Source organism: Streptomyces sp. NPDC006872, assembly GCF_040635845.1.
Classification (GTDB): domain Bacteria; phylum Actinomycetota; class Actinomycetes; order Streptomycetales; family Streptomycetaceae; genus Streptomyces.
The window spans coordinates 576,229-587,268 of sequence record NZ_JBEYIL010000002.1 but is presented as its reverse complement, the minus strand read 5'-3'; the positions used below and the strand labels follow the sequence as shown (position 1 = coordinate 587,268).

Genomic DNA, 11,040 nt, shown 5'->3' with positions numbered 1-11,040 from the left:
GGGCTCAGGAGGCCGATGAGCGATGAACCACGGGCTGCGGGAGCGCATCATCTTCGCGGATGCGCCCGACGACTGCTCCGGGCCGACGGAACCCGGGCCGACCGTGATCCTCCGGTCGCCCGGTGAGGTCGCCGAACCGGAGACCTTCTCCCTGGGCACGTTGACCTGCACCGCCTTCTCCTCGGGCGATCCCGTCGAGGTCGAGTCCGTCCGGGCGCAGCCCAGGGCGGGCATCGCCGTGGGTCTGGTGCTGGCGGGCGAGACCACGGTCAACCAGGCGGGCAGGTCGGTGGCCCTCGGGCCCGGTCAGTTCACGATGTACTCCGGGGCGCAGCCGTTCACCATCTCCGCGCCGGTCGCCCACTCCTACCTGGCCATCGCGGTGCCGCTGTACTCGATCGGACGGCAGTTGGTGGGACTGCCCGAGATCCTCGCGTCCTCCGAGCTCAACCGCACCACCAGCGGCTCGATCCTCTCCGCCGCACTGACCTGCCTGGCCGGCGGCCACACCGATCTGACGGCTCGCGCCCGGGTCGAGCACGGCAACGCCGTCCTGTCGCTGATCCACGCGGTGATCATGGACCATACGTCGGGAGAGCCGCCGAGCCGGAAGCTCTCCCTGTTCAACCAGCTCGCGCAGTGGATCGAACACCATCTGCGGGACGAGGTGCTGGACGCGGAACGACTCGCCGCGGCGCACCATCTGTCCACCCGGTACGTCCGCCATGTCTTCGCCGAGCAGCACTCGACGGTGTCCCGGTACGTGCGCCAGCGCCGTCTGGAACGCGCCTGCGCCGACCTCACCGACCCTCTGCAGGCCTCGCTCTGCGTCGCGGCCGTCGCCCGCCACTGGCGCTTCGACAACGCCTCCGTCTTCAGCCGGGCCTTCAAGGCCCAGTACGGCCTCGGCCCGCAGGCGTACCGGCAGGCGAACTCCCGCCTCTGAGCGGCGAGTTCAGAGACCTGCCTCCAGGACCCGGTCGGCGAGCCGCCGACCGGGTCCGGGCGTCATACGCTGAGCGCCGCCCGCACGGTGTGTTCGGCTTCCGTTCCTCCCGCTCCGGAGGACGTCACCCGGCCCGCCTCCAGGACGTAGTAGCGCTGAGCCGCCCGCATCGCGAAGCCCACGTGCTGTTCGACGAGGAGGACGGACAGGCCGCCGCGTCGCGTCAGGGCGAGGATCGTCTCCTCGATCTCCGCGACCACGGACGGCTGGATGCCCTCGGTCGGCTCGTCGAGGAGAAGGAGCCTCGGGCGGGTGATCAGGGCCCGGGCCAGGGCGAGTTGCTGGCGCTGACCGCCGGACAGCAGGCCGGCGCGACGGCCGGACAGCTCACGCAGCACCGGGAACAGATCCAGCGCCTCGGCGACGGCCGCCTTGCCCTCGGGGCGTCCGTCGGCGACGAGTTGGAGGTTCTCGGCCGTGGTGAGGTGCGGGAAGGACTGCTGGCCCTGCGGGACATAGGCCATGCCGCGGGCGACCCGCTCGTTGGGGGCGAGGCGGGTGATGTCCTCGCCGTCCAGCAGGACGGTCCCGCCCTTCGGCCTGATCAGGCCCATGGCGGCGCGCAGCAGAGTGCTCTTGCCGGCTCCGTTGTGGCCGAGGACGGTCGCCACGCCGTTCTTCGGGACGGAGACGGTCACGCCGTGCAGCACGGTGGTGCGGTCGTAGCCCGCCTGGACGGAACTGATCTCCAGCATGGTCGTCACGCCTCCTCGGCGACGGGTACGGCAGCGGGTTCGCTCACCGGCTCCAGGTCGGACGCACGTCCCAGGTAGACCTCCTGGACCTTGGCGTCGGCCTGGACCTCGGCGACCGAGCCCTCGCTGAGGACCTTGCCCGCGTGCAGGACGCTGACGCTGCGCGCGAAGGAGCGCATGAAGTCCATGTCGTGCTCGATGACGACGACCGTGTGGTCTTCGCTCACCCGCCGCAGCAGCTCGCCGGTGGCCTCGCGTTCGTCGTGGCTCATGCCGGCGACCGGCTCGTCGAGGAGGAGCAGTTTCACGTCCTGGACGAGGAGCATGCCGATCTCCAGCCACTGCTTCTGTCCGTGGGCCAGCACCCCGGCGGGGCGGTCGCGCAGCTCGGTGAGGCCGGTGGTCTCCAGGGCCTTCGTCACCGGCTCCGGTATGCCCTTGCGGCGTCGCAGCAGGGTCAGGGGGCCGCGCCCGGCGCCCGCGGCGATGTCGAGGTTCTGCAGCACGGTCAGTTCCTCGAACACGGTGGCCGTCTGAAACGTACGGCCGATGCCCTTGCGGGCGATTCTGTGGACCGGTCTGCCGAGGAGTTCCTCGCCGCCGAAGCGGACCGAGCCGGTGGCCTTGACCAGGCCGGTGACCGCGTCGACCAGGGTGGTCTTGCCGGCGCCGTTCGGGCCGATGAGGAAGCGCAGGTCGCCGGGGCGGATGTCCAGGTCGACGCCGTCGACGGCGGTGAACCCGTCGAACGTCACCCTGAGGTCGCGGACGGTCAGTCCCTCGCCGCTCATGCTGTCTCTCCAGTCGTACGGGTACCGGGGGTACCGGCAGGGGCACGGCGCTTGCGCAGGACGACGCCGAGGGAGGCCAGGCCGCCGGGCAGGAAGCCCACCGCCACGACGAACAGCAGGCCCTGGAGGTACGTCCACGCGGCGGGGAAGGCGTCGGAGAGCGTGCTCTGCGCCCAGGCCACGGCGATCGCGCCGAGCACCGCGCCCACCAGCGAGGCCCGGCCGCCGACCGCCGCGCCGATGACGAAGCCGATGGAGGGCACGATCCCGATCAGGGCCGGGGAGATGATGCCGACGGCCGGCACGAAGAGGGCGCCCGCGAGGCCGGCCATGCCGGCCGCGACGACGTAGGCGACGAGCTTGACGTTGGCCGGGTTGTAGCCGAGGAAGCGCACCCGCTCCTCGGAGTCCCGTACGGCGATGAGGAGTTCGCCGTAGCGGCTGACGAACAGCTGGCGGGCGGCGGCCATCAGCAGCAGCAGGACGACGGCGATGATGAAGTACACCGTGCGCTGGTTGACCGGGTCGTCGAGCGAGTAGCCGAGGAAGCCCTGGATGTCGGTGAGACCGTTCGTGCCGCCGGTGGTCGCCTGCTGGCCGACGAGCCAGATGGCCAGAGCGGCGGCCAGGGCCTGGCTGAGGATCGCGAAGTAGGCGCCCTTGACGCGGCGTTGGAAGACGAAGAAGCCGAGCAGCGCGGCGACCGCCATCGGCAGCAGCACGGTCATGGCGAGCGCGAAGCCCGGGTTGGCGAAGGGCTTCCACCACCACGGCAGCGCGTCGCCGGTGCCGTACAGCTGCATGAAGTCGGGCAGCGTCTCGCCGGTCGCGGCGGCGTCGGCGAGCTTGAGGTGCATGGCCATGGCGTAGCCGCCGAGGCCGAAGAAGACGCCCTGGCCGAGAACCATGAGTCCGCCCCGGCCCCAGGCGAGGCTGACCCCGACGGCGACGATCGCGTAGCACAGGTACTTCGCGAGGAGGGAGAGGCGGAAGTCGGAGAGGGCGACGGGGGCGACGGCGAGGAGGAGCACGGCGCCGAGGAGGAAGGCGCCGGGGACCCGGAGGCGTGCCCGCAGCGGGGTCGAGGGCTGCGTCGCGGCGGGGGGTGTGGGTGTGGTCGTCGTCATGCCAGGCTCCGGGTGCGCAGTGTGTACAGGCCCTGGGGTCGCCACTGGAGGAAGGCGACGATCGCCACGAGCACGATGACCTTCGCGACGCTGACCGTCGTCGAGTACTCGAGGACCGACTGGAGGACGCCGAGCGCGAAGGCGGTGATCACGCTGCCCTTGAGCTGCCCGATGCCGCCCACGACGACGACCAGGAAGGCGTCGACGATGTAGTTGGTGCCCATCGTCGGGCCGATCGGGCCGACCAGGGTGAGGGCGACGCCGGCCACGCCCGCGAGCCCCGAGCCGATGAAGAAGGTCATGCGGTCGACCCGGCCGGTGGCGATGCCGGACACCTCGGCGAGGTCGCGGTTCTGCACGACGGCCCGGATGCGGCGCCCCAGCGGGGTGAGCCGCAGGATCAGCGTGAGGGCGAGGACGCAGAGCAGGGCGAGGCCGAGGATGAACAGCCGGCTGCTGGCGAAGGTGACGCCGCCGCCGAGGGAGACGTTGCCGGTGAGCAGATCGGGCGCGTGGGTCTGCACGTTGGGGGCGCCGAAGACGTCCCGGGCGAGCTGCTGGAGCATCAGGGAGACACCCCAGGTGACCAGCAGGGTGTCCAGCGGCCGGGTGTACAGACGCCGGATCAGCAGCCATTCCAGCAGGGCGCCCATCGCCCCGGCGACCAGGAAGGCCACGGGCAGCGCGACGAGCAGCGAGAGGCCGGCGCTGCTGATGGACTTCTGCAGGACGTACGTGGTGTAGGCGCCGGCCATGATGAACTCGCCGTGCGCCATGTTGATCACGCCCATCTGCCCGAAGGTCAGGGTCAGACCGAGCGCGATGAGCAGCAGGACGGCACCGATGCTGATGCCGGTGAAGGACTGGTTGAGGACGACCGTCATGAAGCGGCTCCGGGTCGGGGACGGGAGTGCGGGCTTGCCATGGGCGTGACCCGGCCCCGTGCCGGGGCCGGGTCCCACCGCGGGGGTCCGGGGATCAGGACAGGCCGGAGGCCCAGTCGTAGCCCTTGAGGTACGGGTCCGGCTTGATCGGGCTGCCCGAGTTCCACACCTCGGTGATCAGGCCGTCCGCACCGACCTTGCCGATCCGGGCGGTCTTGTAGACGTGCTGGCTCGCGCCGTCGACGGTGACCTTGCCCTCGGGGGCGTCGAAGGTGATGCCGTCCGAGGCCGCCTTCACCTTGGCGACGTCGAACGAGCCCGCCTTCTCGACCATCGCCTTCCACAGGTAGACGGAGATGTAGGCGGCCTCCATCGGGTCGCTGGTCGGCTTGTCCTTGCCGTACTCGGCCTGGTAGGCCGCCACGAACTTGGTGTTGGTCGCGCCCGGCGTGGTCTCGTAGTAGTTCCACGCGGTCAGCTGGCCCTCCAGGTACTGGGTGCCGATGCTCTTCACCTCCTCCTCGGCGATGGAGACCGACAGCACCGGCATGCTCTTCGCGGTGAGCCCGGAGGACTTGTACTCCTTGAAGAAGGCCACGTTGCTGTCGCCGTTGAGGGTGTTGAACACGGCGTCCGCGCCGGAGCCCTTGACCTTGTTGACGATGGTGCCGAACTCCGTGGAGCCGAGCGGCGCGTAGTCCTCGCCGACCACCGTCATGCCCTTGGCCTTCGCATACGCCTTGATGATCTTGTTGGCGGTGCGCGGGAAGACGTAGTCGCTGCCGACCAGGTAGAGCTTGGTCAGGCCCTGCTTCTTGAGGTAGTCGAGCGCGGGCACGATCTGCTGGTTGGTGGTGGCGCCGATGTAGAAGATGTACGGCGACTCCTCCAGGCCCTCGTACTGCACCGGGTAGAAGAGCGGCGACTTGTACCGCTCGAAGACCGGCTTGACGGCCTTGCGGCTGGCCGAGGTCCAACAGCCGAAGGTGGCCGCGACCTTGTCGTCCTTGATCAGCGCCTCCGCCTTCTCCGCGAAGGTGGGCCAGTCGGACGCGCCGTCCTGGCTGACGGCCTTGAGCTTCTTGCCCAGCACACCGCCGGCCGCGTTGATCTCCTTGATGGCGAGCAACAGCGCGTTGTGGACGGTGACCTCGCTGATGGCCATGGTGCCCGACAGCGAGTTCAGCAGACCGACCTTGACGGTGCTGCCGGCGGTGTCCGCCTTGGCGGCGGAGTCCGACGACGTGTCACTGCCCGTCTTCGCGCCACAGGCGCTGAGGGCCGCGGACGCGCCGACCGCCGATATGCCGACCAACAGGCCACGTCTGCTGATGCTGAGCCCGGACATACGAAACCTCGACTCTGGGGAGGGAAGGAGCGGAACGCGCTTCAGGGAAGGGGGTGTTGGCGCACAGCCTGCGAGGAAACTGTTTCCGGAGAGTTTCGAAGCAATTGAAGAACAGTTTCCAGTGGAAGCAAAAATGTGGACCAAAAGAAATGATCCGCAGCCAATTAATGTTTCCCAGGGAAAGGATCTGTTTTCCTGTAGGCTCGAGCGGGCGACCCCGCGCGGGGATCAGCAGGGCTTCGAGCGGAGGAGTGCGATGGCGAGGCGGCCCCAGGATCTGCTCCGGCTGCTGACACGGGCCGAGCGCCTCTCCGTGCGCCGGGTCCAGGCCGTACTGGACGAGTTCGACTGCTCGGTGGAGGCATGGCGGGTCCTCGACCTGCTCTCCGACGGGCACGGGCACAACATGACGGCCCTCGCCGACCACGCCTTCCTGCCGGCCCCGAGTCTCACCAAGCTGATCGACCAACTCGTCGACCAGAACCTGGTCTTCCGCAGGATCGACCCCACCGACCGGCGCCGCGTCCTGGCCCACCTCACCCCGCGCGGCCGGCAGCGGTGGCAGCGCATGGCCCGTGAAGTGCGGGCCGACTGGGCCGAGTTGGAGCCTCTGCTCGGAGATCTCGGCGAGGCGGAGGGCGCACGGCTGGAGGTGCTGCTGGATCAGCTGGCGGCAGCGCTCGAAGAGGGCCGCAGCGCCGTCACGACAACTCGTGCGGAGCGCTCAGCTGGGCGAGAACGTTGAAGTCGAGCCCGTCCGCCTGCGCGAGGTAGATGCGCTGCCGCACGTGCCGGCCGTCCAGGCTCAACAGACCGCGCGGGCCTTCGTACGAGACGCGTTCTGCTGCCGCGCCGATCGCGGCCATGTCCAGGGCGCGCGCCCGTTCGATGAGCGCCGCGAGCAGCAGCACACCCTCGTAGCAGGACTCGCCCAGGCTGCCGGGGGTCGGCGCCTCCGGCCCGAAGCGGTCGGCGTACTGGCCATGGAAGTCCATGGTGTTCTGGTCGGCCAGCGAGGCGAAGAACCCGGCCGTGCTGAACAGGTCGACGGTGGCTCCCGGGCCGCTGCCCAGCAGCATGTTCTCGTCCATCAGCGTGCTCAGCCTAAGACTGCGCTGGTCGAGCCCGGAGGCGGCGAAGGCCCGGTTGAAACGGACCGCGTCACTGCCCACCAGGAGCATCAGCACGCCGTCGGCGTCCGCCCGCTCGATCCGCCGCAGCACGTCCCCGAAGTCCTCGGCGCCGAGGGGCAGGTACGCCTCGCCGCAGACCCGCCCCCCGCAGTCGCGCGCGTAGCGGCGGGCGGCCCGGGCGGTTCGCCGGGGCCAGACGTAGTTGTTGCCGACGACGAACCAGCGGCGCACGCCCCGGGTCTCGGTGAGCAGCCGCATCGCGGGCAGCAACTGCCAGGAGGGCGTCTCGCTCGTCATGAAGACGCCCTCGGTGCGCTCCCCGCCCTCGTACAGGGCCGTGTACACGTACGGCACACGATGCGCGACCCGTGGCGCCACCGCCTGCCGCACGGAGGAGATGTGCCAGCCCGTGACGCCCTGTACCGCGCCCGTCGCCACCAGGGCCTCGACGTCCTCGGCGACCTTGTGCGGGTCGGCCCCGCCGTCGACCTCGATGAGCCGCAGCTCCTTGCCGAGGACTCCGCCCGCCTTGTTGATCTCCTCGGCCGCCAGCCGTGCGCAGGCCTCACAGGTGGGGCCGAAGATCCCGGCAGGCCCCTGCATCGGGTACACGAGCGCGACGTTCAGGGTGGAACCGTCGGCCGTGACCCACTCGGGGGTGTGGAGGCGGAGCTGCGGCCGGTGCATGGGCACATGATTGCCTGACCGGCGTCCCCGCCCAAGAGCGGGTCCGCATCGAGAGACGATACGCAGGGCCTGGGTCGGCTGCGACGGTGGTCGGTTCAGACGTTGCGGCGGTACTGGCCCCCGACCTCGAAGAAGGCGTCGGTGATCTGCTGGAGCGAGCAGACCCTGGCGGCGTCCATCAGGACGGCGAAGACGTTGCGGCCGCTCACCGCCGCGTCCTTGAGCGCGACGAGGGCGGCGTGCGCCGGGTCGCGATGGCCCTCCTGGAAGCCGCGCACCCGCTCCAGCTGGGAGCGCTTCTCCTCCTCGGTGGCGCGCGCCAGCTCGATGACGCCGGGTTCGGCGGTGTCGGCGTGGGGGTTGCGGAAGGTGTTGACGCCGATGATGGGCAGGGTGCCGTCGTGCTTGCGCTGCTCGTAGAGCATCGACTCGTCCTGGATCCGGCCGCGCTGGTAGCCGGTCTCCATCGCGCCGAGCACGCCGCCGCGCTCGCTGATCCGCTCGAACTCCTGGAGCACGGCCTCCTCGACCAGATCGGTGAGCTCGTCGATGACGAACGACCCCTGGAGGGGGTTCTCGTTCATCGCCAGGCCCCACTCCCGGTTGATGATCAGCTGGATGGCCAGGGCCCGGCGGACGGAGTCCTCGGTGGGGGTGGTGACCGCCTCGTCGTAGGCGTTGGTGTGCAGGCTGTTGCAGTTGTCGTAGATGGCGATGAGCGCCTGGAGGGTGGTGCGGATGTCGTTGAAGTCCATCTCCTGGGCGTGCAGGGAGCGTCCTGAGGTCTGGACGTGGTACTTCAGCTTCTGCGACCGGTCGTTCGCCCCGTACTTCTCCTTCATCGCGACGGCCCAGATCCGGCGGGCCACCCGGCCGAGGACCGAGTACTCCGGGTCCATGCCGTTGGAGAAGAAGAAGGACAGGTTGGGCGCGAAGTCGTCGATGCGCATACCGCGCGCGAGGTAGGCCTCGACGTAGGTGAAGCCGTTGGCGAGGGTGAAGGCGAGCTGGCTGACGGGGTTCGCGCCGGCCTCGGCGATGTGATAGCCGGAGATGGACACCGAGTAGAAGTTGCGGACCTGGTGGGCGATGAACCACTCCTGGACGTCGGCCATCATCCGCAGGGAGAACTCGGTGGAGAACAGGCAGGTGTTCTGGCCCTGGTCCTCCTTGAGGATGTCGGCCTGCACCGTGCCGCGGACGTTCGCCAGTGCGTGCGCGCGGAGTTCGGCCGCCTCCTCGGGGGCGGGGTCGCGGCCCTCGGCGGCGCGGAACCGGTCGATCTGCTGGTCGATCGCGGTGTTGAGGAAGAACGCGAGGATCGTCGGCGCGGGGCCGTTGATCGTCATGGAGACCGAGGTGGTGGGCGCGACCAGGTCGAAGCCGTCGTAGAGCGTCTTCATGTCGTCGAGGGTGGCCACCGACACGCCGGAGGTACCGACCTTGCCGTAGATGTCGGGGCGCTCGCCGGGGTCGCGGCCGTAGAGGGTGACGGAGTCGAAGGCGGTGGACAGGCGGGTGGCCGGCTGGCCCTCGGAGAGCAGCTTGAAGCGGCGGTTGGTGCGGAACGGGTCGCCCTCGCCGGCGAACATCCGGGCCGGGTCCTCGCCGTCGCGCTTGAAGGGGAACACCCCGGCGGTGAAGGGGAAGGAGCCGGGGAGATTCTCCGCGCGCCAGAAGCGCACCAGCTCCCCGTGGTCGGTGAAGCGTGGCAGGGCGACGCGGGGGATCTTGTTGCCCGAGAGGGACTCGCGGGTCAGCTTGGTGCGGATCTCCTTGTCCCGGACCTTCACCACCTGCTCGTCACCCGAGTAGGAGGCCAGGACGGCCGGCCAGTTCGCGAGCTGCTCGCCCACGTCCTGCGGGAGCCGCCGACGGGCGTCCTCCAGCAGCGCCCGTACGTTGCCGGCGTCGGAGCCCGCCTCGACGAGCTCGCCCTCGACCGCCGCCAGGCGCTGCACCCGCCTCGCCGCCTCGGCCAGCCGCTCGGTGCCGGCGTGGTAGGCGCGTACGGTGTCGCTGACCTCGGCGAGGTAGCGCACCCGGTCGGCCGGGACCACCTGCCGGATGCCGGAGGAGTGGCGGACGTCGACCGGCGTGAGCGCGCCCTCGGTCAGCGGCAGTCCCCGCTCGGCCAAGGTGGCCTTGAGGTGCTGGTAGAGCGCGGTGACCCCGTCGTCGTTGAAGGTGGCCGCGGAGGTGCCGTACACCGGCATCTCCTCGGGCCGCATCCCGAACGCCTCACGGTTGCGGACGAGCTGGCGGCCGACGTCGCGCAGCGCGTCCTTGGCGCCGCGCCGTTCGAACTTGTTGATCGCCACGACGTCGGCGAAGTCGAGCATGTCGATCTTCTCCAGCTGCGAGGCGGCGCCGAACTCCGGCGTCATCACATACAGCGAGGCGTCGACGAACGGCACGATCGCCGCGTCGCCCTGGCCGATGCCCGGCGTCTCCACGATCACCAGGTCGAACCCGGCCGCCTTCACCACGTCGATCACCTCGGACAGATGCTCCGGCAGCTCACGGCTGCCGCGGGTGGCGAGGCTGCGGAAGAACACCCTGTTCCCGTCGAGGGAGTTCATCCGGATCCGGTCGCCGAGGAGCGCTCCGCCGCCCCGCCGCCGGGTCGGGTCGACCGCGATCACCGCGATCCGCAGCTTGTCCTGCTGGTCCAGCCGGAACCGGCGCACCAGTTCGTCGGTGAGGGACGACTTCCCCGAGCCGCCGGTGCCGGTGATGCCGAGCACCGGCACCGGCCGCGCCGAGGCCCGCAGCCGCTCGAGGAAGTCCGGGGGGAGCTTGCCGAGTTCGGCGCCGGTGACCGCGCGCGCGACCGCGAACCGGTCACCGGCGAGCACGGCGTCGACATCGGCCGACCCGCTCTCCCACAGATCGAAGTCGCAGTCCCGCACGACCGAGTTGACCATCCCGGCGAGGCCCATCCGCTGCCCGTCCTCCGGGGAGAAGATGGTCACCCCGCCGGCGCGCAGCCGAGCGATCTCCTCGGGCACGATGACCCCGCCCCCACCGCCCACCACACGGACGTGGTCGGCTCCCTGGGCGCGCAGCGACTCGACCAGGTACTCGAAGTACTCGACGTGCCCGCCCTGGTACGAGGAGACGGCCACGCCGTGCGCGTCCTCCTCCAGCGTGGCGTCCACGACCTCCCGAACCGAGCGGTTGTGCCCGAGATGGATCACCTCCGCGCCCTGGGACTGGAAGATCCGCCGCATGATGTTGATCGACGCGTCATGCCCGTCGAACAGGGCCGAAGCCGTGACCAGACGAACGGGGTGCACGGGACGATGCAGATCACTCATGGGGCCTTCCCCGATGTCCGGAAGAACGCTGACACCTAGATAGTAGGAC

At 70.0% G+C, this 11,040-nt stretch carries 9 protein-coding genes; 2 read left to right on the top strand and 7 right to left on the bottom strand.

The genetic code is table 11. The features are described from left to right. Positions 1 to 22: 22 nt before the first annotated feature. Positions 23 to 946, top strand: coding sequence for a helix-turn-helix domain-containing protein (locus ABZ725_RS07645; RefSeq protein WP_358801814.1), 924 nt, complete (start codon positions 23 to 25; stop codon positions 944 to 946). A 62-nt stretch (positions 947 to 1,008) separates the two neighbouring features. Here ABZ725_RS07645 and urtE read toward each other — a convergent pair whose 3' ends face one another. The 5 genes from urtE to urtA all read right to left on the bottom strand — a co-directional run bounded on the left by urtE (position 1,009) and on the right by urtA (position 5,851). Beyond that, on the bottom strand, positions 1,009 to 1,701 hold the full coding sequence (gene urtE / locus ABZ725_RS07640) for an urea ABC transporter ATP-binding subunit UrtE (protein WP_358801813.1): 693 nt from the start codon (positions 1,699 to 1,701) through the stop codon (positions 1,009 to 1,011). Positions 1,702 to 1,706: 5 nt separating this feature from the next. Beyond that, on the bottom strand, positions 1,707 to 2,492 hold the full coding sequence (gene urtD, locus ABZ725_RS07635; protein ID WP_358801812.1) for an urea ABC transporter ATP-binding protein UrtD: 786 nt from the start codon (positions 2,490 to 2,492) through the stop codon (positions 1,707 to 1,709). Continuing rightward, positions 2,489 to 3,619, bottom strand: coding sequence for an urea ABC transporter permease subunit UrtC (urtC, locus tag ABZ725_RS07630; protein WP_358801811.1), 1,131 nt, complete (start codon positions 3,617 to 3,619; stop codon positions 2,489 to 2,491). Before urtC ends, urtD begins: the two co-directional genes overlap by 4 nt. Beyond that, positions 3,616 to 4,503 (bottom strand): urea ABC transporter permease subunit UrtB, encoded by an 888-nt coding sequence (gene urtB / locus ABZ725_RS07625; protein WP_358801810.1) that lies wholly within the window; start codon positions 4,501 to 4,503, stop codon positions 3,616 to 3,618. Before urtB ends, urtC begins: the two co-directional genes overlap by 4 nt. Positions 4,504 to 4,597: 94 nt before the next feature. Then, entirely contained in the window at positions 4,598 to 5,851 is a 1,254-nt protein-coding gene (gene urtA / locus ABZ725_RS07620; protein WP_358801809.1) for an urea ABC transporter substrate-binding protein, read from the bottom strand. Between the two features lie 256 nt (positions 5,852 to 6,107). Here urtA and ABZ725_RS07615 point away from each other — a divergent pair, with 256 nt between their 5' ends. After that, positions 6,108 to 6,596 (top strand): MarR family transcriptional regulator, encoded by a 489-nt coding sequence (locus ABZ725_RS07615; RefSeq protein WP_358801808.1) that lies wholly within the window; start codon positions 6,108 to 6,110, stop codon positions 6,594 to 6,596. Here the strand turns inward: ABZ725_RS07615 and ABZ725_RS07610 are convergent. After that, positions 6,553 to 7,671 (bottom strand): substrate-binding domain-containing protein, encoded by a 1,119-nt coding sequence (locus tag ABZ725_RS07610; RefSeq protein ID WP_358801807.1) that lies wholly within the window; start codon positions 7,669 to 7,671, stop codon positions 6,553 to 6,555. The genes ABZ725_RS07615 and ABZ725_RS07610 overlap by 44 nt on opposite strands. Positions 7,672 to 7,766: 95 nt before the next feature. Further along, a complete protein-coding gene (gene icmF, locus ABZ725_RS07605; protein ID WP_358801806.1) occupies positions 7,767 to 10,991 on the bottom strand; it encodes a fused isobutyryl-CoA mutase/GTPase IcmF in 3,225 nt (1,074 codons plus the stop codon). Positions 10,992 to 11,040: the final 49 nt, after the last annotated feature.

Coding starts and splice junctions, on each gene's coding strand:
- ABZ725_RS07645 (WP_358801814.1), top strand. CDS start 23: ATGAACCACGGGCTGCGGGAGCGCATCATCTTCGCGGATGCGCCCGAC.
- urtE (WP_358801813.1), bottom strand. CDS start 1,701: ATGCTGGAGATCAGTTCCGTCCAGGCGGGCTACGACCGCACCACCGTG.
- urtD (WP_358801812.1), bottom strand. CDS start 2,492: ATGAGCGGCGAGGGACTGACCGTCCGCGACCTCAGGGTGACGTTCGAC.
- urtC (WP_358801811.1), bottom strand. CDS start 3,619: ATGACGACGACCACACCCACACCCCCCGCCGCGACGCAGCCCTCGACC.
- urtB (WP_358801810.1), bottom strand. CDS start 4,503: ATGACGGTCGTCCTCAACCAGTCCTTCACCGGCATCAGCATCGGTGCC.
- urtA (WP_358801809.1), bottom strand. CDS start 5,851: ATGTCCGGGCTCAGCATCAGCAGACGTGGCCTGTTGGTCGGCATATCG.
- ABZ725_RS07615 (WP_358801808.1), top strand. CDS start 6,108: ATGGCGAGGCGGCCCCAGGATCTGCTCCGGCTGCTGACACGGGCCGAG.
- ABZ725_RS07610 (WP_358801807.1), bottom strand. CDS start 7,671: ATGCACCGGCCGCAGCTCCGCCTCCACACCCCCGAGTGGGTCACGGCC.
- icmF (WP_358801806.1), bottom strand. CDS start 10,991: ATGAGTGATCTGCATCGTCCCGTGCACCCCGTTCGTCTGGTCACGGCT.